Genomic DNA, 19,672 nt, shown 5'->3' on the forward strand with positions numbered 1-19,672 from the left:
GGGCACGACCTACGTCTCGCGCTCCATCGAAGCACCGTCTACCGGGCTGTCCCCATGGGCTCTCATCCGAACGGGCAGGTACCGGTCGGGCGTTCAGGGGCGGCAAAGCTATCCAGGCGATAGCCGTGATAGAAGTCTGCCAGTCGCTCGTTACGGCGGGTCAGGGTTCGCGAGATCTTCTCGTATTTGCGCTGCGCGGTACCCGATCCATCGAGCTGAGCGCGGGCATCGTCTATACGAATCGTGTTGTACAACATGGGTTCTATCAGCAGCCGTTCCGGTGTCACGCGCCACACCAGCTGCAGGAGCCGGGTATAGAGGGCGAACTCGACGTTGTGGCGGGGCTTGAGCCGGAACCCGATCATCTCGCGTATCTCGGGGTGCATCGCCTTGGCCGAGCACACCTGGATCACCCGGCCCGCGATCGGGCGAATCGCGAGCCAGAGCGGTAACAGGGCCGGGCGCATCGCGGCGGGGAGTAACAGTGTGGGCAGTGGTAGCCGCATTAATCCGGCGAACTGCTCGCGCAGAAAGCCGTTGGACTGCAGTTTGTTTGACACCATGTCGTCGTAGTACTCGACGAATGCGGCGTATGTTTCCGGGAATTTCCCCTTGGTGCTGGGTAGTTCGAGATCCTTGAACAGGTACCGCTGATATTGATATGCGGCCTCCTTTTCGGCGGGATTCATTGAGTAACCCGTGCAGTAAGGGAAGGCCTCCAAAGTGGCGTTCATGGCACTGGCCGCGATCCATATCCACAGCTCGGGATCCAATGCGCTGTAACGAATCCCCGCGTACTCGCCGACTCCCGTGCCTCGCACATCGCGGTGGCGCTCCTTGAGCCATTGCGCCGTATCTGCTCGCTGCTGCTGATTGCCGGCGAGCAGGGACATCGCGCTCAGTGCACTCCGAATGCCGCGGTCGGTGAAATTCTGGCGGAACCGTCCGGAGCGGTCCACAGACGCCGCCACCGGCAGCAGGGCTACCTCGTCGAACAGCACCCCGCCGAATACGCCGGTTAAGGGGCTGCCCAGGTGCTTGCGAAATGCGTCCATGACGCGCGGGCGTGTGCCGGTCGCGCGGAGGAAAGCCAAGCCCTCTTCGTGGGTATCGCGGTTCGATTCGCCGTCATGCGTGGTGTCGCGCGGCAGTACATGCGTCATTGCATCCTCCGTCGGTGTTAGTAACTTAGTTAGAAGCTAACATTGCCACACGAAGTTGGGAAGTACCTCTACGTGAGAGACTGAGCTGTGTCTGCAGATCCGGATCCGACCGGCGAGCGCATCCTCGAGGCCGCGCTGCAGACCATGCTCAGCTTCGGTCTTCGGCGGGCGACGGTCGACGAGATCGCGCGGCGTGCGGGCGTATCGCATATGACGGTCTATCGCCGCTGGTCCAACAAGACCGAGCTTGTGCTCGCGGTTCTCATGCGGGAGGCGCAGACGATGTTCTCCGCCATCGACCGCGAAATCGCGGCGCTGAAGAGCCCCGAGGACAAGCTCGTGGCGGGATTTACCGGAATCTATTGGCATGTGCACACACACCCATTGATGCAGCGGGCGGTGGAAACCGATCCGGAGTCGGTGCTGCCGGTCTTGACCAATGGGGCAGGCCCAGCCCTGGACATGGCGACCACATACCTGGCGGGTCACGTGAGCCGCAGCGCCGGCGATGTTGTCGACGACGCTTACGGTGTTGCGGAAGTATTTGTGCGCCTGACGCATTCGTTAATCCTTGCGCCCAGCGCCCGCCGCGAGCTGGCCACCAGGGAAGACGCCGAACAGTACGCCCGCGAGTACATCCTGCCGATCGCGCGGGCCTTGGTGCCAGCGCCCAGCAAGGCGCTGCTGTAGCCAGGCGGTGCGACGTCGGCCCGGTTCTCAGGCGTCCACTGTGTGTGCTTTCGGCCGGTGGGCGACCGGGCCAAGTAATCTTTGTGCATTGACCATGGTCGGGGACATAACGACTAGACATTGGGGGTAGCGGATGGATACGGACATCGGAGCGGGCTCACCGCCAGCCGACGACTCGTCTGATGCCGCGGATACCGCGCCGCTACCGGTCCTCAACGCGTTTCCCGGGATGTTGTCTGAACCCGGTCCGTTCGCCGCGCCGGAACAGGAGTTTAGCCAGCCGCCGTTTCTCGATGAGCCGGCGTTCGTGCAACCACACTCGCCCGCGGTAGAACCAAGCGGCCAGTACCCGCAGTGGCCGAGTCACGAGCACTTCAGCACGGCGGCGCCCGTCGCCCCGGGACCCGCGAAGCCCACGGCTCCGGTTGATTTCTCGTCCTGGGAGGACAAGCCGCAAAGAAGCAAGCGGCCGTTAGTGATTGGCGGCGCGGTGCTGGCCGCTGTGGTGGTCGTCGTCGGTGGTGTGGTCGCCGCATTCGCAGGCGGTGGCGACGACGCCCCGCCTGCGGAACCGAGCGCGGCCCCATCGACAACGGTGACCAGCAGGGACTCCGATGCCGAAGCTCGCTTGCTTTCCATGCTTCCGACGGGATACGCGACGTCGGCCTGCAAGGTTGTTGAACCCGCGAATGAGGCGGTGGCACAAGTAAAGTGCGGGCGTAGTGACGATCCGGATGGGCCGCTGGAGGCCAGCTACTCCCTCGTGAAGGACAGGTCCGCGCTCGCGGCAGGGTTGAGCCGTCTGACGAAACGTAACGCGGTGGTGGTGTGCCCCGGCCGGATTCAGTCGCCGGGACCGTGGCGTCGCAACGCCACGCCGGATCAGGTGAGCGGCACGGTCTTCTGTGGCACCAACCAGGGACACCCGGTTGTCGGTTGGACCGATGAGGAGCGGTTGCTGCTCAGCGAGACGCGTTCGGGCGTGACCGGTCCGACCCTCGACCAGCTGTATGCTTGGTGGTCCTCGCACTCATAACAAAAACCGCCGGCCGCACGAGGCGGCCGGCGGTCAATGCCGAAACGGTTCCTGAGGCTTCTACTAGCCCTCGGTGGACACCGGAGTGCCCTGGCTGCCCGCTGCGCGCTGGCCGTGCGGGGTGCTCTCCGAGGCCGGAACGGCGGGAAGCGCGGCCACTGGTGGGGTCGCGGTCTGCGGAGCACCCTCGGCGCCGGGGACCGGAGTCGCGGGTACCGGCGAGGCGGGGGCCGGGGTAGCGGGCACCGCGGTGCTGTTCAGCGGCGTGCCTTCGGCGGGGACCGGGGTGGCAGGAGTCGGGCCGGGAGTCGCGGTCACGGGAGCTACCGTCGGGGTCGCGGTCGCCGCGGGCTGCTGTCCGTCCACCGGGGTGCCCTGGCTACCGGCGGGCAGCGGGGTGCCCTGGCTGCCTGCGGGAACAGCGGCAGGTGCCGCGGACGTGGTGGGCGCGGCGCTGGTGGCGGGCGCGGGGGCGGTGCCATGCGACTGGCTCGAAGAGCCGCCCGAACGCGGCGCGGCAGCGGCGGGCGCGGCCTTCCAGGTGAGCAGATCCTCGTCACCGGAGGTGTAGGTCACCGTCTCGGGAGCGGCGCCAGTCACGTCGAAGTAGATCTTGCCGCTGGTCTTCTCGCCCTGCGACAGGGTTCCCGGGTTCACGCCCTGCTCGCTGGGTACGCCGTACAGCACGCGATAGGTCTCGCCGTCGCTGGCCTTCGCGTTGAAGTTGGCGACGATGGGGATGACGCTGCCCTGGATGGCCTCGTCGGTGGCGGTCGCCTCCCACAGGGTGCCCTTGGGCTGGTACGACAGCTGGTCGGTGCTGACCTTCAGGTCGCTGACGGTCCACGCCTGCACGACGTCGCCGTTGGTCAGGCGACCTTGCTGGCCGAGCGTGGTGTCGGCGCCGGCGGTCGGCATCAGGGCAAGTCCGGCGGCCGCCGCGACGGCCCCCAAGGCGGCAGTGATGGGCACATTGATCTTCACGATGGTGGTCTCCTTGACGTCCGAAATGCTCCCCCCAGCGGGGACGGTCTGTCGTAAAACTAACAGGTCTGGGTGCTCCATCGTCGCCCGAAGTACACGATTGCCATACGGTTAAGAACATGACGGTTGATTCCACCGGTCACGAGGGGGCCGCGCCGGAGCCAGACGACTGGCCACCCGACGCACGCATATTCACCATCCGTGCTGTGGCGGATGATGCCGTGCCGAGCTTGGCCGCCGAACTGCCCATTAGCGCAACAGAACTCGGCACGCTGGACGGAGATGCCGATCATCCCGTGCAATTCTGCAGTGTGCTGCTGGAACCGCCGGTCAAGCACAGGTTTGAAACGGCCGACGCCGCCCGGTATGAACGTGAGTATTGCGACCGGGACGATGACGGCGAATTCTTCATGGTGCACGTTGCGCTGCTCGGCCCCCGGCGCCCCGGAGTTTCACTCGCACCCGGCGCCCGCGATGCCCTCGTCGACGTCGCTTACGTCGTGGATTTGTCGTTAGAAGAAGACGGCGTGCTCAACCCTGCCAAGGTCGACTGGGCGGGAGGGGCGATCGTCGACGTCGAGGGTGGTGTTCCCGCCGAGCAGGCAACCCCCGCTGATCTACCGACGGTCTCCGAGCAGACGCCCGTGCCTGTCCCGGCCGCAAGTGCGCCCGAGCCCGGGAGCCCGGGAAGTTCGGAGTGGATCCGCGAGCAGCTCGATGTCCGTATTGCCGTGTTGAGCCGGCTCGCTGGTGAAGTCGCGATCTCCGAAGTACCCGTGCCGACGGAGCTGGCCAAGGGGGAGCGCCAGTCCAACACCGCGCCGCAGTATGTGCTGGATGGAGCGCAGTTCTGGTACCACACGCGTGATCCGAAAAAGGGATTCGTATGGAAGACCACGAACAACCCGAATGAACTGATTTATTGGTGCATCGACGATGTCGCCAGGGGGCTGGCATGGCGGTGGACGCAACAAACGGCCACCTACAAGACGATGCCGCCGGCGATGGCGCAACGCACGCTGTGGGCGCCGTACTGGCAGCTGCTGATGAATGCGCTTGACACCAAATGGGGCGCCATTACGGGTCGTAACATCCGCGACCTGCTCTGACCGGTCACCACCGGTAGTCGAGGAACTTCCCGTCGAGGGTCAGGACCACACGATCGCCGTCGGGATCGGAGCGGCGCGCGATGTCGACCTTGAAGTTGATGGCGCTCATGATGCCGTCGCCGAACTCCTCGTGGATGGCTTCCTTGATCGCCGGGCCGTAGACGCTCAGCGCCTCATACAGCCGGTAGATCGTCGGGTCAGACGGTGCACCACCGTCCAGCGTGCCGCGGTACGGCTGGGCCCGCAACGCCGCGGTGACCTGCGGCCCCAGTTCGAGAAGTTCCGCCACCTTCGCAGCCTTCGCTTCGGGCACCGGATGCTGGCCAAGCAGCGCGGCAATGGTCCAAATCAGTGGTGAGTCAATCGCTTCCGCGATGTGCTGCCACGTCAGCTTCTTCTCGAGGCGGCGAGCGGTGATCAGTTCGGCGGCTTCGTCCTTGGTCATGACCTCAGACAAACAGACACCCGCCGCACGCGCAAACTAGCGCTGCCACATGCCTTTCTGGGTGTCGCGCTCGTAGTAGTTCATCGAGTTCTCTCCGCTCGCGGTCCAGAGCATGGCCAGGGTGACGAGCGTGATGGCGATAAGCACCATTGAGTCGTTCCACATGATGACCTCCTTGGTATATCGATCGGTCTACCACTCATTGCAGCACGTACACCGATCGGTGTACAGGGAGGTGTGGTGGACGCCACATAACGACTTTGCGGCTAGTCGGTATCCAGGGCTCCGGCGGCCAGCGCGGCCGCATTGATCCTGGTCAGCACCGCATGCAGGTGTTCCAGTTCGGAGAGGTCGACGCCCAGGCGCTCCACGACCGCCGCCGGCACCTTGAGTGCCTTCCGGCGCAGTGCGGCGCCCTGCTTGGTCAGGGTGACATGTGTGGTGCGCTCGTCGGCGGCGCTGCGTGGGCGAGTGATCAGGCCTAGCGTCTCGAGCCGCTTGAGCATGGGGGAGATGGTCGCCGAATCCGTTTGCAGCAGTGCGGCTATCTGCTTGACGGACAACGCTTCCGGGGCGTCGTCCGCGCTGCTCTTGGCGTGGTCCCAGAGCGCCAGCATCACCAGATATTGCGGATGTGTGATCCCCAGGGGGGCGAGTAGTGGCCGGTAGACGGCCAGCACCGCGCGATTGGTGACGGCCAGCGCAAAGCACACCTGCCGCTCCAGGGCCAGCGGGTCGACATCGGGTGAGACTGCGGTCATTCTCACTATCCTAACCATTAGTTAGTGCACTAATTATTAGTCTACAATCTAGTTATGGCCGCCGATCGCCCGAACTTCTTTCAGTACATCGCCTACTGCTACGGGCGGCGCCTGCCCGACTCGATGAAGGAGTGGGTCGCCAATGACTTGGCGGGCAAGGGCGCGGTGCGTCGGCACATTCTGCGGTGTGCGATTCCACCGTTGTTCATCCTCGCGCCGTTCTGGCTGCTGCCGGCATCGCTGTACGTCCACATGGAGATGACGGTGCCCATCTACGTGTGGGTGCTGATCATGGCGCATGCCCTCAACAAGGTGTGGCGCCGTCACCGGCTGGTGCAGCATGAACTGGATCCGGGCCTGGTCGATGTGCTCAAGCGTCAGAAGGACGCGTGGATCCACGAGGACTACGCGCGGCGATTCGGGCCGCGTTCGGGAGACGGCTACTCCAGTAGCGGTCCCATCTAACGCGGCGTTATGTCAAACATCTTGGTGCACTGAATTTTTGCGCGTGCGCCAGATGCTTGAGGGCGGCTCAGTCCCAGTCGCCGTGCTTCCAGTGGCCCTTGCCCCAACCGTTGCCATGTCCGCCGCGCCAGCCGCGATCCCAGCCGCGGTCCCAGTTGCCGTCCGCGCAAACGGTCACGCGCGGATAGGTATCCACGGAGCCGCAAATATCTGGATCTGCCTTTGCCGAGGTTGCAGAGGCGATACCTCCAACGAACAAACCACTAGCAACGACTCCAATTGCCAAGGCTGAGGGCAGGATTCGTTTCACGATTCACAGCCTACTCCCAGGAGAAACTAGTTTGCAAGGGTAAGGAAAACCAGTACCGCGTTCAGCAGTGTGATGAGCGCGGCGATGATCCAGCCCAACATTGTTGTCACGCGATGGTTCACGTCGGTGCCCATCAGCCCGCGATCGCTGGTCAGTCGGACGAGCGGTATGAGGGCGAAGGGGATACCGAAGGACAGCACCACCTGTGACACCACCAGTGCCCGGGTGGGGTCGATACCCGCGGCGAGGATCGCCAGCGCCGGGAGCAGCGTGACGAGCCGTCGCGCCACGATGGGGACGGACCGGCGGAGAAGTCCCTGCATGATCATGGCGCCGGCGTAGGCGCCGACCGAGGACGATGCGAGCCCGGATGCCAGCAGGCCGATTGCGAATAGCAGGGCAACAGTGGGCCCGAGGCTGTCGCGGACGGCGGCGTGCGCGCCCTCGATGGTGTCGACGCCGTCGCGGCCCTTCAGGTTGGTGGCCGCTACCAGCAGCATCGCCATGTTTACGGCGCCCGCGAACAGCATCGCCAGGCACACGTCCCAACGGGTGACGCGCAGTAGTCTGCGTCGCGGCGCGCCCGCTTCGGGATGTCCGTGTCTGTCCCGGGCCAGCCCGGAATGCAGATACACGGCGTGTGGCATGACCGTGGCACCCAGCATGGCCGTCGCCAGCATCAGGCTCTCGGCGCCCTGGAATCGGGGGATCAGTCCGGCGGCGGCCTCGCCCAGCGGCGGCGGTTCCACCACAACGCTGGCGAGAAATCCGATCGCGATGATGGCCAGCAGCGCCGAGATCACATATTCGAACGAGCGTTGTCCGCGTTGGTCCTGCACGGCAAGGAGCACCATCGAAACGATTCCGGTGATAACGCCACCGAGCAGTAGCGGCAGGTCGAACAACAGGTTCAGCGCGATGGCGCCGCCCACGACCTCTGCCAAATCGGTTGCCATGGCGACCAATTCGGCTTGCATCCAAAACGCCAGCCGGGTGGGCCGTGACATGCGATTGCCGACGGCTTCGGGCAGTGATTGCCCGGTGACGAGGCCCAGCTTCGCTGAGAGGTACTGCACCAGCCCGGCCATCACATTGGCGGTGACGATCACCCACACCAGCAGGAAGCCGTACTTGGCACCTGCGCTGACGTTCGAGGCGACGTTTCCGGGATCGACATAAGCGATGGCTGCGACGAAAGCGGGCCCGAGTAGGTAAAACCCGTGCATTTGTCGCGTCTGCTTCGGCCGCTCCAGCACCCACGCCTCCTATTTCAAGTACCCGAATAGAAAAGTTAGAGTACCCGAAACCTTGAGCCGCGGCGAGGCCAGCTCGGGGAGGCGTCGCCTAGTTGGTACTGGCCTTCTCGGCCTGACGCTTTTTGACGCTGGCCTCGAGCTTGGCCAGCAGATCAGAGACATCGGTGGCATCGAGCTCGGTGGGCGCCTCTTCCTTAGTGAACGCCTCTCCACCGTCGAGCTTGGCTTCCACCATCTCCAGCAGCTGCGACTGGTACGTGTCGTTGTATCGGCTCGGATCGAAATCGTCGGCCATCGACTCCACCACCTGCCCCGCCATCGACAGTTCGGCCGGTTTGATCTTCACTTCCTGGTCCAGCACCGGGAAGTCCGGTTCACGAATCTCGTCAGGCCAGAGCAGCGTGTGGATGATCATCACCTGACGCGTGCCGAAGTCCTTGACCCGCAAGGCCGCCAGGCGTGTCTTGTTGCGCAGCGCGAAATGCACGATCGCTACCCGATCCGTCTGCGCGAGTGTCTGTGCCAGCAGCACATACGATTTCGAAGACTTGCTATCGGGCTCCAGGTAGTAGCTCTTGTCATACAGCAGCGGGTCGAGTTCGGCGGCGGGAACGAACTCCAGCACCTCGATCTCGCGGCTTGACTCGGCGGGCAGGGTCGCCAGATCCTCATCGGTGATCACGACGGTGCGGCCGTCCTCGGCCTCGTAGGCCTTGTTGATATCCCGGAACTCGACGATCTCACCGCACTCTTCGCAGGTGCGTTTGTAACGGATCCGGCCATTGTCCTTGTTGTGGACCTGATGGAACTTGAGGTCGTGGTCCTCGGTCGCGCTGTATACCTTGACAGGGACGTTCACCAGCCCGAAGGCGAGGGAGCCCTTCCAGATGGAACGCATATCCCCAGTATGGCCCACCGGAGCCGCGCAGTCCGCGACATCCGGTGCGGTATCAACTGCGTTCGTGCGGCTCACCAATCCGGACAAGGTGCTGTATCCGCCAACCGGAACCACTCCGGCCACCACCAAGGCGGACGTTTTCGGCTACTACACCGCCATCGCTCCGTTTATGCTGCCCCACCTCGCGGGGCGCCCGGTCACCCGTAAACGGTGGCCTAACGGCGTTGAGCAGCCGTCCTTCTTCGAGAAGGACCTCGCGTCGTCGGCCCCCGACTGGCTTCCCCGGCGGCGTATCGAGCACAAATCCCGCTACGTCACCTACCCGTTGATCGACACCTCGGTGGCACTGGCCTGGATCGCCCAGCAGGCGGCACTGGAAGTGCATGTGCCGCAGTGGCGGTTTGTCGGCGAAAATCCAGGACCAGCAACACGATTGGTATTCGATCTGGATCCAGGCGAAGGCGTGGAGCTACCGCAGCTGGCGCAGGTCGCCCGCGCGGTGCGCGATGTGCTCGGCGATATCGGGCTGACCACCTTTCCCCTGACCAGTGGGAGCAAGGGGCTGCACCTGTATGTGCCGCTGGCGCAGCCGGTCAGTTCATCCGGTGCGGTGACCGTCGCGAGAAAGGTCGCGACGCAACTGGAGCAGTCGATGCCGGACCTGGTCACCGCGACGATGACCCGGGAACTACGTGCAGGCAAGGTTTTCGTGGATTGGAGTCAGAACAGCGGTTCCAAGACAACGGTTGCCCCTTACTCGCTGCGTGGCCGCGAGGCGCCGACCGTTGCCGCACCCCGTACATGGGACGAATTGGACGACCCAGGACTGCGCCAGTTGCGGTTTGACGAAGTCCTGGCGCGCGCCGAGCGTGACGGTGATCTGCTGGCAGGGCTCGATGATGTGGCGATTATCGAAGACAAGCTGTCGACGTATCGCAGCATGCGCGATCCGGCGCGCACTCCCGAACCGGTGCCCGCCGTCGAACCGCAAGCCGGTCCCGATAGTTCGTTTGTGATTCAGGAACATCACGCCACCGCGCTGCATTACGACTTTCGGTTGGAGCGTGACGGTGTGCTGGTCTCGTGGGCGGTCCCTAAGAATCTGCCCATGGAGCCGTCCGTCAATCACCTTGCGGTGCATACCGAGGATCACCCGCTCGAATACGGGACCTTTGAGGGCACCATTCCGAAGGGGGAGTACGGCGCCGGTGAGGTCACCATCTGGGACTCGGGAACCTATGACACCGAGAAGTTCATTGATCCACGCGACGGCTCCAGCGCCAACGGTGGGGTGAAGGGAGAAGTCATTGTCACCCTGCATGGCAAGCGAATCTCGGGGCGGTATGCGCTGATTCAGACCGATGGCAAGCAGTGGCTGGCGCATCGCATGAAGGATCAGCGCTCACCTGGCGCAATGCCAGTTGGCCTCGCGCCGATGCTGCCGACTACCGGATCTGTGGCGGGCCTGACCGCCGATGAGTGGGCATTCGAAGGTAAATGGGATGGTTACCGTCTCATCCTCGAATGCGACCGCGGTCGGCTGCGGGCCGTGGCGCGCAGTGGGCGCGACGTCACCGAGGAGTTCCCGGCCTTGCGGCAACTTGCCCGTGAATTGGGTGAGCACCGTGTGGTTCTCGATGGTGAGGTGGTGGTGCTGGATTCCAAGGGGCTGCCGAGCTTCTCGTTGTTGCAGAATCGGACGCCGAGTGCCGATATCCGATTCTGGGCGTTCGATCTGCTGTATCTGGATGGAAATTCCCTGCTGCGCACCAAGTATCGTGACCGGCGCCGCCTGCTCGACGTGCTGGGGGCCGGCACCGAGATGATGACCGTTCCCGAGCAACTGAACGGCGACGGAGATGCGGCGCTGGCTCATTCGCATGAGCGGGGCTGGGAGGGCGTCGTCGCCAAACGGCTGGATTCGGCTTACGCTCCGGGCCGCACCCAGTCCTGGATCAAGGCGAAGAACTGGCGCAGCCAAGAGATCGTGATCGGTGGTTGGCGTAAGGGGCAAGGCGGACGCAGCAGTGGTATCGGTGCGCTGCTGATGGGGATACCGGCGCCCGACGGACTTCGTTATGCCGGACGGGTGGGCACCGGATTCACCGAAAAAGAGCTGGCCTCGCTCAAGGAGCAGCTGGAGCCGTTGCACTGTGACAAATCACCCTTCAGCGCACCGCTTTCCGCGGTCGAGGCCAAAGATGTGCAGTTCGTCGAACCGGTCCTGGTCGCCGAGGTTCGCTACGGTGATCGCACGCCCGGCGGGATTCTCAAGCACTCCAGCTGGCGTGGTCTGCGCACCGATAAGTCAGTTGGCGACGTCGAGCTCGATCTCGGCTAGCGGGTACGGCGGTGCGCCGACGCCCGCGACCGAGAAGTGGCCCCACGGGGTCTGCTCAGTGATGCGTCCTTGCGCACTGGTCTCGCCCACGGCGATGGTGACATGAGTTCCGCCCTTGAGCTCACCACCCTCGGGTTTGGCGTAAATCGTTCCCTGCCAATGGAACTTGCCGTCCAGAGGGTTGAAGAACCCGATTAGTCGCACCCGGGACTCGACGGTGAACTCGCCTGCGGTGATAACAGCCAGGCCGTCGTACAGATCGTCGTCATCCATCATGCGACGAACTTTGCTTTACGCCACATCCAGCGTGAAGTGCCGCCCATCAGGCCGATGCCGGTGAGGAAGTTGTACAGCGGTGCGAAACCGAGCTGTTGGGTCTCGCGGAAGTTCTCGTTGCGGTACGCAATCCGCTGGGTTTGATATCCGGGCAATCCGACATTGCGGTACATCTTCGGATTCGTGAACAGGTACATGAAGATGGGGCCACCGAAGCCGTTGACCTGCCGGACGATGAAACGCGCGTAACGCGGCAGTTTGTCAACACGCTGGCGCAGGCCGTCGCGGGCGAACTGGATGTGCCGGGCTTCCTCGGTGACGTGAATTCGCATGAGCCGCGCAACCATTGGCTGCAGCTCGGGATCGTCCATCATCTCGCGCTGGATGGCGTCGAAGATCTCCTCGCCAATCAGCGCGGCGACCCACAGCATTGGGCCCTTGAGGACCAGGGGCAAGGCGTTGGCCAGCCACCGCTGGTAGAGCGGTAGCCGGTAGGGCTCGACCCCGGCTTGCGATATCGCCTTACCGAACATCGTCATGTGGCGGGTCTCGTCACCGATCTCGGTGAGCGAGTAGAAGGTCTCGCTGCTGTTCGGTCTGGCGTGCATGAGAGCGCGCAGCAGGCTCTGGTTGAGGATGTTCTCGAACCAGATGCCGACCGACAGGACGTTGGCCATCTCGTGCTTGGACAGCTCGATCTGTTCAGCGCGCGACATGTTGTTCCAGATGTCGGTGCCGTACAGAGAGATTGCCTTCGGGGGAAGGAAGTACTTGTCCGGATCCAACGGCGCATCCCAGTCCAGATCCACCATGGGCTGGTAGGAACGGCGCACCGAGCCCTTGAGTAGCCGGTCGGAGTATTCCTCCCGATTCGGGGTACGAGCGGGGCCGTTATTGAGGGTAGACGTCACCGTTGACAGTCCTTTCCGTTAGGATGTCAAACGTAAACGTTGCAGGTTGGGGCGTCAAGTGAGACGCGAAGTGCCACGTAATTTTTGTGGCGAACGAAAGTAGGCACCGATGAAAGTGAGCCGGTCAAGCCATCGCGGCCGTACCCGCGATCACGGCGAGATTCGCCGCCGCATCCTCGATGCCGCCGAAGAATGCTTGCTGGAGCACGGATATGAGGCGCGCCTGCATGCCTTGATCGCCAAGAAGGCCGGTCTGTCGAGGCCCACCGTCTACAAGCACGTCGGTGATCAGGCCGCGATCATCGAGGCGCTGTTCCATCGGGAGTTTCTCCGATTCGGCGAAATACTGGAGCCGGTCTTCGCGACTGCGAAGACCCCCCGCACCGGATTCATCGACGCCATCGTGCGCATCGTTCAGCACGGACGTCATCACCCGTTGCTGCAGAAGGGTCTCAAGGAGAACCCCGAGCAGGTGCTGCCTTATCTGACCGTCAAGGCGCGTCCGTTCATCGATCAGACGACCGTGCTGCTGGCCCCGTACTTCCGCAAGTTGCTCACCGACGAGCAGCTGGCCGTCATCGACGTCAAGGCCGCCGCCGAGTGGAGCTTCCGGATCGCTGCCTCGCTACTGGTCACTCCCGGCGTTGTGGCGACTCAGACCGACGAGCAGCTGGGTGATTTCATCGGCAACCTGCTCACCGTGTCGGCGATCACTGAGGGGATCTCGGCGGTGTTGACTCCCAATTCGGCTGCTTCCTAAGTCGGGATGCGACGGATCCGCGTCATCGGGATCGGTGCTGGCCATCCCGAGTACCTGACCGTGCAGGCCATCGCGGCGCTCAACGAGGTCGACGTCTTCTTCGTCGCAGACAAGGGCGACACCAAGGGTGACCTGGTCGAGTTGCGCCGCCATATCTGCGAGCGGTACATCACCGAACCCGACTATCGCTTCGTCGAACTGCCCGACCCGGTGCGTGGCAGCGGCGAGTATCGGGGTGTGGTGAAGCAGTGGCACGCAGAACGGGCCGCTTTGTGGGGCAAAGCAATTACTTCCGAGTTGCCGGAGGGTGGCGTCGGCGCCTTTCTGGCCTGGGGTGATCCGTCCCTCTACGACAGCACGCTGCGCATCCTCGACGCGATCCTGGTCGAGGATCCTCATGCGTTCGATTACGACGTGCTGCCGGGTATCACCGCAGTCGCCGCGCTCACCGCGCGGCACCGGATCGTGCTGAACGGTATCGGGGAACCGGTGCTCATCACGACGGGGCGCCGGTTGCTGGACGAGTGGCCTCGCACCGGAACCGTTGTGGTGATGCTCGACGGTGATTGCGCATTCCGGCAGCTGGACCCGTCAACGCAGATCTGGTGGGGTGCCTATCTGGGCACAGAGCACGAGCTGCTGGTGTCAGGGTCCGTCGGCGCGGTGGGCGACCGGATCGCCGAGATACGTGCCGCGGCCCGGGCCGAACACGGCTGGATCATGGATACCTATCTACTGCGGAGTGTCGGCGAGTAGAGGCAGACTGGGCCCATGCCCGAACTACCCGAAGTCGAGGCGCTCGCTGACCACCTGCGGCGCCACGCCACCGGGGCGACCATCGGCCGCATCGATGTCTCGGCATTCTCGGTGCTCAAGACCTTCGATCCGCCGGTCACGTCTCTGCATGGCCACACGGTGACGGGTGCGACGCGCTGGGGCAAGTACCTGGGCCTTCAGGTTGGCAGTCACTACCTGATCACTCATTTGTCGCGAGCGGGGTGGCTGCGCTGGTCGGACAAGCTGGCCGCCGCGCCGCTCAAACCGGGCAAGGGGCCTATCGCGCTGCGGGTTCATCTTGGAACACCCGGCGAGGCACCGGGATTCGACCTCACGGAAGCCGGCACCCAAAAGCGATTGGCTGTCTGGGTCGTGGCAGACCCGGCTGCTGTGCCGCAGATCGCCGCACTGGGGCCCGACGCCCTCTCGCTGACCGACACCGGGTTGGCCGACATCCTGTCCGGCACTACCGCACGTCTGAAGAACGTGATCACCGACCAGCGGGTGATCGCCGGGATCGGCAACGCCTACAGCGACGAGATCCTGCATGTGGCCAAGCTGTCCCCTTTCGCCAGTGGAAAGACGCTCACCGAGGGTCAACGCACGGCGCTGTACGAGGCCATGCAGTCGGTTCTCACCGATGCTGTGCAGCGCAGCGTGGGACAACAGGCGGCGACTCTCAAGGGGGAGAAGCGATCCGGACTGCGGGTTCATGCCCGCACTGGGATGCCCTGCCCGGTGTGCGGTGACGTGGTGCGGGAGGTGTCCTTCGCCGACAAATCCTTCCAGTACTGCCCGACATGCCAGACCGGCGGCAAGGTGCTGGCCGACCGTCGGCTCTCGCGGCTCCTGAAATAAAGTGGCAACGTGACGCGACAGAAGATCCTCATCACCGGGGCAAGCTCCGGCCTGGGCGCCGAGATGGCCCGTCAGTTCGCCGCGAAGGGACGCGACCTGGCACTGTGCGCCCGGCGCACCGAGGCGCTGGAAGAACTCAAGGCGGAGCTGTTGGCCGCCAGCCCGGGCATCAAGGTCGCCGTGCGTTCCCTGGACGTCACCGACCATGACTCGGTGCCGGTGGTCTTCGCCGAGCTGCGCGACGAGCTCGGCGGTCTGGATCGCGTGGTTGTGAACGCCGGAATCGCCAAGGGCTGGCACCTGGGCGGCGGCAAGTCGTGGGCCAACATCCAAACCATCGAAACCAATCTCATTGGTGCACTGGTGCAGATCGAAGCGTCGCTCGCACTGTTCAAAGAGCAGGGACGCGGGCACCTGGTGCTTATCTCGTCGGTGACTGCCGCCAAGGGGCTACCGGGTACGAAGGCCGCGTATGCGGCCAGCAAGGCTGGGCTCTCCTCGCTGGGCGAGTCGCTGCGCGCCGAATATGCCAGTGGCCCAATCAAGGTCAGCACCATCGAGCCGGGCTACATCCAGACCGATCTGAGCGCCAAATCGCCCACCACGCCGATGATGGTGGACACCAAGACCGGCGTGACCGCCATGGTGGATGCCATCGAGAGGGAGCCCGGCCGCGCCGCGGTACCTCGCTGGCCGTGGGCCCCGGTGACCTTGATCATGCGCCTGATTCCGCCGCGTTTGGCCGGGCGCCTGGCCTAATCGGCCATGGGTTTCCCACATGGGACTTTGTGCCCACGTGGGATGCTGAACCTATGGCCGATCAAGAGAAACCGAACGCCTCCGTCACGGTGGACTACGCCGCCGAGCTCGATGAACTCGCGAGCCTGCGCGGCGGGATCAGTCGCACCAAAGAGGGCAAGGATGCCTGGAAACAGGGCTACCCCTACGACGAGAAGCTCAGTCGCAAGGAGTACGAGAAGACCAAACGCAAGTTGCAGATTGAACTGCTCAAGCTGCAACTGTGGGTCAAGGAACGCGGCGAGAAGATCTGCATCATCTTCGAAGGCCGGGATGCCGCCGGTAAGGGTGGATCGATCAAGAGGTTCACCGAGCACCTCAATCCCCGCGGCGCCCGCGTCGTAGCACTCGAGAAGCCGACCTCGGTAGAGCAGACACAGTGGTACTTCCAGCGTTACACCGCGCACCTGCCCAGCGGTGGGGAGATCGTGCTGATGGACCGTTCCTGGTACAACCGGGCTGGTGTCGAGCGGGTGATGGGCTACTGCACTCCCTCGCAGGTCGCTGAATTCCTGCGTGAGGCACCAGAATACGAACGCATGCTGGTGAATTCGGGGACGCACCTGATCAAGTTGTGGTTCTCGGTGAGCCGTAAGGAACAGCTGGCCCGCTTCGAAGCGCGACGCACCGATCCCGTGCGCCACTGGAAACTCTCGCCGACTGACCTTGCGTCTCTGGACAAGTGGGACGCCTACACCGAGGCGAAGGAGGCGATGTTCTTCTACACCGACACCGACAGCGCGCCCTGGACGGTGGTCAAGAGCAACGATAAGAAGCGTGCCCGGCTGGAGGCGATGCGCCACGTGCTCTCGCAGTTTGACTATGACAACAAGGACACCGAGATCGTGGGAGCGCCGGACCCCCTAATCGTCGGGCCGGCTTCGGCCATCTTCGAAGAAGGGGAGAAGGCCGGCTCGCGCTAGCCGGGCTGATGTAGCGATAGCACTGAATATTCAGCCCTGCAAGGGTTTTCGCTTAACATCTCGTTCCAGATTTGGTCACATCCATATGGTCCGCTCAGTGGGATGAAACATTGCCTAACTCGGATCAGGCATCGCTAATGTGAGCGCACTCACATGACCTATGGATGGGGATTCTTAATGCGTGAATCGAAAACGCGGGCAATGTCGCGTGTCCTGACGACGGTGATCGCTGCCCTTGTCTTCTCGATCGTCACCGCGGTCGCAGCCTGGGCAGCCGATCCGATGACCATTACCTTTGTGCGACATGGCGAGTCCGAAGGCAACGCGTCGGGGAAGATCGACACCTCGGTCCCCGGACCCCACCTCACGGCTACGGGCCAACAGCAGGCGAAGGATGTCGCCGACGCGCTCGGCGGCGGTTTCGACGGCATCTATGCGTCGGACATGATCCGTACCCAGGAGACTGCCAGGCCCATGGAGGACAAACTCGGGCAGAAGGCCACCGTGCTGGGCGGCCTGCGTGAGATAGGCGCGGGCATCTTCGAAGGGCAATCGGAGAAGGAAGGCATCGGCCGTATCGGATACATCGCCGCGCCCTTGCTGTGGACGTTGGGCGCACGTTTCGTGCCCGTGCCCGGAGGTGAGGACGGCAACGCGTTTGATGCCCGTGTCGATGACTCGGTGAAGACGATCTACGAGAACGGCGACCGCAATGCCGTGGTCTACTCGCATGGGGCCACCATCATGTTCTGGGTCATGATGAACGTGGACAATCCGGATCCCACCCTGCTGCTCTCCGACCCGCTGAGTAATACCTCGGTGGTGAAGGTGGAGGGCACCCCCGAGGGAGGCTGGACGCTCAAGGAGTGGAATGGCAAGCCCGTCAACCAGAACCCGTCATTGCCGACCAAGCTGTTCGTAGATTTCCGCAACTTCTTCGTACAGCCGCAAACCACGGCGTACCGCATCCAGCAGGCGATCGCGACCGGCGATATCTCCAAGGTGGCCGACGAGGTCGCCAAGGGAGTGGTGGACGTCATCAAGTCCACGGTGCACTTCCCGGTAGCGGTGGCGCGTGACGTCATCAACGAGGTGCGTGGCGCATTGCCGAAGGCGCTGGACCAATCCGTCAAGCCGGAGGCCGCGGTCGCCGAAAGCAAGGTGACGGAGAGCAAGTCGACTGCTGCGCGCGAACCCAACGCCAACACCGAGCCCCACGAGTCGAAGCTCTCCGGCGCGAAGGTCATCGAGGCGAAGAAGACTGCCGCGGTGGTCGAGGTGGCAACGGAGAAGACGGCCGGATTGGCCAAGTCGGCCGCCAAGGCCGATGAATCGGCTGCACCGGAAGCAAAGTCGCCCGAAGTAAAGGCGCCAGAGGCGAATGCGCCCGAAGTAAAGAATCCCGCCGTTCAGGCTCCGGAGGACAAGCCGCTGGCGAAGGTCATCACGCTGCCGAGCAAGCCGGTCAAGGCCAACGGTGCAACGGATTTGAGCGGCGGCAACAAGTCCGAGCCGGGTAAAACCCCGCGCGGCGTGCCGAGCGTCAAGGAACACCTCTCGGCCGCGCTCCAGAAGGCCTCTGACGCGGTTCAGAAGATCACTGGTGCGCCGTCCAAATCTGAACCCGCCGCGACCATCGGTAACAAGAGCGGACCGGCAGGCGCGGAGCCGAAGGCGGCCAAACCCGCGACCCCCAGCCCGTCGAAGAGCGGCGGGACCGAGGGGTCGGGAGCTGGCGGCTCATCCCACAAGGACGCTGCTTAACGAGCTGTCCTCGGCTCCACCGGTCACCGGTGGAGCCGAGGATGCGCCCTGCCCGCGATGAGCGGAAGGTCAAGGTAGGACTTGAGTCCCGGCTCGGCCCTGCATACATAGGGCACGGAGTTTACGCAGTGCGCGGCCGTCGCGACGACGCCCTCGTTGGCGACGAGCCCGGCCTCGACGCTGTGGGGATGAAAGCCGGTGATCGTGCACGATGACGAGGGAGTGCCATGCACCTCGACCTCGTAGCGCGGGCCTGTCGGGCCGAACGACCAGGCGGGTTCTAAGTGTTCCTCGCCCATCAGCCAGTTCACGGCGATACGTGCGACCGCCTCGTCCCCGACGAATGCCTCCCACGAGAATTGCTGACCGGCAACGCATCCGGGTTTGATGGTGCCGATCGGAGAGTCGATGTCTGCGGTGGCGACCGCGACCTTGAGGCTGGGCCGGATCTCCACCTCTGCGAAACCCATGCCATCGAGGATCATTCGTAGGGACTGTTTGAACCCGCCGCCCAACAGTTTGGGCATGGGGCCGCTGATTGCTTCTTCGGGAGTGCCGCCGAACTTCATGATGTGTCGGATGACGTCCGGAGCGCCATAGGTGCGGATGTCTGAGTACTCCTCGGCGCGCACGTACGTTACGGCCGATGTCATAGACGAGAAGATCAGCGGATAAAGATCGGTGATGCCGCCGGGGTCAATTCCCGTGCCGTGCAGCGTTACGTCGAACTGGCGCGCGGTGGCATCCAGATCGACACCCGAACTGTCTGGGTAGAACCAACCGACTGGGGTAACCACATTCTTTCCTGAGGCGAGTAATGCCGAGACCTCGGACGGATTGGGAAGCAGCGGGCTGTAGATCACGCAGTCGGCGTCCAGGGCGAGGATGTCTTCCAGACTGTTGGTCGTTGTGACGCCGATGGGCGCGTGCCCGATGAGCTCTCCGATATCGACGCCGGTCTTTTGCGGGGAGTGCACCCAGCACCCCACCAGCTGTAATTCCGGATGGGCGAGTACCGCGCGGATTGCCGCCTTGCCCACTTCGCCCGTCGCCCACTGGACCACTCGATAGACCATGTCATTGCCTCCTCGCAACCGGTAGCCTCAGACCTGCATAACACCAAACAAGTGCTTGGTCCAGATCTTGA

Annotated in this window: 22 protein-coding genes; 11 read left to right on the plus strand and 11 right to left on the minus strand. The window is 63.6% G+C overall.

What is annotated here, in order from left to right; translation table 11 throughout:
- Positions 1 to 62: 62 nt before the first annotated feature.
- On the minus strand, positions 63 to 1,163 hold the full coding sequence (locus BB28_RS04955) for an oxygenase MpaB family protein (RefSeq protein WP_046252703.1): 1,101 nt from the start codon (positions 1,161 to 1,163) through the stop codon (positions 63 to 65).
- Positions 1,164 to 1,250: 87 nt separating this feature from the next.
- On the opposite strand from BB28_RS04955, the gene BB28_RS04960 reads away from it, so the two are divergent.
- Positions 1,251 to 1,853 carry a TetR/AcrR family transcriptional regulator gene (locus BB28_RS04960; protein WP_030094473.1) on the plus strand — a complete coding sequence of 201 codons (603 nt, stop codon included), beginning with the start codon at positions 1,251 to 1,253 and terminating at the stop codon, positions 1,851 to 1,853.
- 133 nt (positions 1,854 to 1,986) lie between these two features.
- A complete protein-coding gene (locus tag BB28_RS04965; protein WP_046252704.1) occupies positions 1,987 to 2,889 on the plus strand; it encodes a hypothetical protein in 903 nt (300 codons plus the stop codon).
- 63 nt (positions 2,890 to 2,952) lie between these two features.
- Here the strand turns inward: BB28_RS04965 and BB28_RS04970 are convergent, their stop codons facing one another.
- The gene (locus tag BB28_RS04970; RefSeq protein WP_046255540.1) at positions 2,953 to 3,873 is read right to left on the minus strand and encodes an MPT63 family protein; all 921 of its coding nucleotides are present in this window, start codon (positions 3,871 to 3,873) and stop codon (positions 2,953 to 2,955) included.
- A gap of 119 nt (positions 3,874 to 3,992) precedes the next feature.
- Between BB28_RS04970 and BB28_RS04975 the strand changes: the two genes are divergently transcribed.
- On the plus strand, positions 3,993 to 4,982 hold the full coding sequence (locus BB28_RS04975; protein ID WP_046252705.1) for an immunity 63 family protein: 990 nt from the start codon (positions 3,993 to 3,995) through the stop codon (positions 4,980 to 4,982).
- A 4-nt stretch (positions 4,983 to 4,986) separates the two neighbouring features.
- Here BB28_RS04975 and cynS read toward each other — a convergent pair whose 3' ends face one another.
- The 3 genes from cynS to BB28_RS04985 form a co-directional block, all read right to left on the minus strand.
- The gene (cynS, locus tag BB28_RS04980) at positions 4,987 to 5,427 is read right to left on the minus strand and encodes a cyanase (RefSeq protein ID WP_046252706.1); all 441 of its coding nucleotides are present in this window, start codon (positions 5,425 to 5,427) and stop codon (positions 4,987 to 4,989) included.
- 36 nt (positions 5,428 to 5,463) lie between these two features.
- On the minus strand, positions 5,464 to 5,592 hold the full coding sequence (locus tag BB28_RS25615) for a hypothetical protein (RefSeq protein WP_044104185.1): 129 nt from the start codon (positions 5,590 to 5,592) through the stop codon (positions 5,464 to 5,466).
- 101 nt (positions 5,593 to 5,693) lie between these two features.
- Positions 5,694 to 6,188 (minus strand): MarR family winged helix-turn-helix transcriptional regulator, encoded by a 495-nt coding sequence (locus BB28_RS04985; RefSeq protein ID WP_046252707.1) that lies wholly within the window; start codon positions 6,186 to 6,188, stop codon positions 5,694 to 5,696.
- 54 nt (positions 6,189 to 6,242) lie between these two features.
- Between BB28_RS04985 and BB28_RS04990 the strand changes: the two genes are divergently transcribed.
- On the plus strand, positions 6,243 to 6,653 hold the full coding sequence (locus BB28_RS04990) for a DUF5313 domain-containing protein (RefSeq protein WP_046252708.1): 411 nt from the start codon (positions 6,243 to 6,245) through the stop codon (positions 6,651 to 6,653).
- A 67-nt stretch (positions 6,654 to 6,720) separates the two neighbouring features.
- Here the strand turns inward: BB28_RS04990 and BB28_RS04995 are convergent, their stop codons facing one another.
- The 3 genes from BB28_RS04995 to ku form a co-directional block, all read right to left on the minus strand.
- Positions 6,721 to 6,912 carry a hypothetical protein gene (locus tag BB28_RS04995; protein ID WP_064393423.1) on the minus strand — a complete coding sequence of 64 codons (192 nt, stop codon included), beginning with the start codon at positions 6,910 to 6,912 and terminating at the stop codon, positions 6,721 to 6,723.
- Positions 6,913 to 6,989: 77 nt separating this feature from the next.
- Complete coding sequence (locus BB28_RS05000; protein WP_046255541.1) at positions 6,990 to 8,189, minus strand: Nramp family divalent metal transporter; 1,200 nt, start codon at positions 8,187 to 8,189, stop codon at positions 6,990 to 6,992.
- A gap of 118 nt (positions 8,190 to 8,307) precedes the next feature.
- Entirely contained in the window at positions 8,308 to 9,117 is an 810-nt protein-coding gene (gene ku / locus BB28_RS05005) for a non-homologous end joining protein Ku (RefSeq protein WP_046252709.1), read from the minus strand.
- Here ku and BB28_RS05010 point away from each other — a divergent pair.
- Positions 9,107 to 11,458, plus strand: coding sequence for an ATP-dependent DNA ligase (locus BB28_RS05010; RefSeq protein ID WP_046252710.1), 2,352 nt, complete (start codon positions 9,107 to 9,109; stop codon positions 11,456 to 11,458). The genes ku and BB28_RS05010 overlap by 11 nt on opposite strands.
- Here the strand turns inward: BB28_RS05010 and BB28_RS05015 are convergent.
- Both BB28_RS05015 and BB28_RS05020 read right to left on the minus strand, forming a co-directional pair.
- Entirely contained in the window at positions 11,426 to 11,734 is a 309-nt protein-coding gene (locus BB28_RS05015) for a DUF4873 domain-containing protein (RefSeq protein ID WP_052740106.1), read from the minus strand. The two genes, BB28_RS05010 and BB28_RS05015, sit on opposite strands and share 33 nt — an antisense overlap.
- The gene (locus tag BB28_RS05020) at positions 11,731 to 12,645 is read right to left on the minus strand and encodes an AurF N-oxygenase family protein (protein ID WP_046252711.1); all 915 of its coding nucleotides are present in this window, start codon (positions 12,643 to 12,645) and stop codon (positions 11,731 to 11,733) included. Before BB28_RS05020 ends, BB28_RS05015 begins: the two co-directional genes overlap by 4 nt.
- 109 nt (positions 12,646 to 12,754) lie before the next feature.
- Here BB28_RS05020 and BB28_RS05025 point away from each other — a divergent pair, with 109 nt between their 5' ends.
- The 6 genes from BB28_RS05025 to BB28_RS05050 all read left to right on the plus strand — a co-directional run bounded on the left by BB28_RS05025 (position 12,755) and on the right by BB28_RS05050 (position 18,525).
- A complete protein-coding gene (locus BB28_RS05025; RefSeq protein WP_046252712.1) occupies positions 12,755 to 13,405 on the plus strand; it encodes a TetR/AcrR family transcriptional regulator in 651 nt (216 codons plus the stop codon).
- 6 nt (positions 13,406 to 13,411) lie between these two features.
- Positions 13,412 to 14,161: a precorrin-6A synthase (deacetylating) gene (gene cobF, locus BB28_RS05030; RefSeq protein WP_046252713.1), complete on the plus strand. Its 750-nt coding sequence runs from the start codon at positions 13,412 to 13,414 to the stop codon at positions 14,159 to 14,161.
- 15 nt (positions 14,162 to 14,176) lie between these two features.
- Positions 14,177 to 15,040, plus strand: coding sequence for an Fpg/Nei family DNA glycosylase (locus BB28_RS05035; protein ID WP_046252714.1), 864 nt, complete (start codon positions 14,177 to 14,179; stop codon positions 15,038 to 15,040).
- Positions 15,041 to 15,049: 9 nt separating this feature from the next.
- A complete protein-coding gene (locus BB28_RS05040) occupies positions 15,050 to 15,799 on the plus strand; it encodes an SDR family oxidoreductase (RefSeq protein WP_046252715.1) in 750 nt (249 codons plus the stop codon).
- Positions 15,800 to 15,852: 53 nt separating this feature from the next.
- Entirely contained in the window at positions 15,853 to 16,761 is a 909-nt protein-coding gene (gene ppk2, locus BB28_RS05045) for a polyphosphate kinase 2 (RefSeq protein WP_046252716.1), read from the plus strand.
- 177 nt (positions 16,762 to 16,938) lie between these two features.
- Positions 16,939 to 18,525 (plus strand): histidine phosphatase family protein, encoded by a 1,587-nt coding sequence (locus BB28_RS05050; RefSeq protein WP_225421996.1) that lies wholly within the window; start codon positions 16,939 to 16,941, stop codon positions 18,523 to 18,525.
- A gap of 23 nt (positions 18,526 to 18,548) precedes the next feature.
- On the opposite strand, the gene BB28_RS05055 is transcribed toward BB28_RS05050, so the two are convergent.
- Entirely contained in the window at positions 18,549 to 19,601 is a 1,053-nt protein-coding gene (locus tag BB28_RS05055; protein ID WP_046252717.1) for an NAD(P)H-dependent amine dehydrogenase family protein, read from the minus strand.
- Positions 19,602 to 19,672 lie beyond the last annotated feature (71 nt).

Origin of the sequence: Mycobacteroides chelonae CCUG 47445 (genome assembly GCF_001632805.1) — a bacterium.
In the GTDB taxonomy this organism is placed as follows: domain Bacteria; phylum Actinomycetota; class Actinomycetes; order Mycobacteriales; family Mycobacteriaceae; genus Mycobacterium; species Mycobacterium chelonae.

Excerpts from the sequence above, each read along its gene's own strand:
- BB28_RS04955 (WP_046252703.1), bottom strand. The coding sequence starts at position 1,163 with ATGACGCATGTACTGCCGCGCGACACCACGCATGACGGCGAATCGAAC.
- BB28_RS04965 (WP_046252704.1), top strand. The coding sequence starts at position 1,987 with ATGGATACGGACATCGGAGCGGGCTCACCGCCAGCCGACGACTCGTCT.
- BB28_RS04975 (WP_046252705.1), top strand. The coding sequence starts at position 3,993 with ATGACGGTTGATTCCACCGGTCACGAGGGGGCCGCGCCGGAGCCAGAC.
- cynS (WP_046252706.1), bottom strand. The coding sequence starts at position 5,427 with ATGACCAAGGACGAAGCCGCCGAACTGATCACCGCTCGCCGCCTCGAG.
- BB28_RS25615 (WP_044104185.1), bottom strand. The coding sequence starts at position 5,592 with ATGTGGAACGACTCAATGGTGCTTATCGCCATCACGCTCGTCACCCTG.
- BB28_RS04985 (WP_046252707.1), bottom strand. The coding sequence starts at position 6,188 with ATGACCGCAGTCTCACCCGATGTCGACCCGCTGGCCCTGGAGCGGCAG.
- BB28_RS04990 (WP_046252708.1), top strand. The coding sequence starts at position 6,243 with ATGGCCGCCGATCGCCCGAACTTCTTTCAGTACATCGCCTACTGCTAC.
- BB28_RS05000 (WP_046255541.1), bottom strand. The coding sequence starts at position 8,189 with ATGCACGGGTTTTACCTACTCGGGCCCGCTTTCGTCGCAGCCATCGCT.
- BB28_RS05010 (WP_046252710.1), top strand. The coding sequence starts at position 9,107 with ATGGAACGCATATCCCCAGTATGGCCCACCGGAGCCGCGCAGTCCGCG.
- ku (WP_046252709.1), bottom strand. The coding sequence starts at position 9,117 with ATGCGTTCCATCTGGAAGGGCTCCCTCGCCTTCGGGCTGGTGAACGTC.
- BB28_RS05015 (WP_052740106.1), bottom strand. The coding sequence starts at position 11,734 with ATGATGGATGACGACGATCTGTACGACGGCCTGGCTGTTATCACCGCA.
- BB28_RS05025 (WP_046252712.1), top strand. The coding sequence starts at position 12,755 with ATGAAAGTGAGCCGGTCAAGCCATCGCGGCCGTACCCGCGATCACGGC.
- cobF (WP_046252713.1), top strand. The coding sequence starts at position 13,412 with ATGCGACGGATCCGCGTCATCGGGATCGGTGCTGGCCATCCCGAGTAC.
- BB28_RS05035 (WP_046252714.1), top strand. The coding sequence starts at position 14,177 with ATGCCCGAACTACCCGAAGTCGAGGCGCTCGCTGACCACCTGCGGCGC.
- ppk2 (WP_046252716.1), top strand. The coding sequence starts at position 15,853 with ATGGCCGATCAAGAGAAACCGAACGCCTCCGTCACGGTGGACTACGCC.
- BB28_RS05050 (WP_225421996.1), top strand. The coding sequence starts at position 16,939 with ATGCGTGAATCGAAAACGCGGGCAATGTCGCGTGTCCTGACGACGGTG.
- BB28_RS05055 (WP_046252717.1), bottom strand. The coding sequence starts at position 19,601 with ATGGTCTATCGAGTGGTCCAGTGGGCGACGGGCGAAGTGGGCAAGGCG.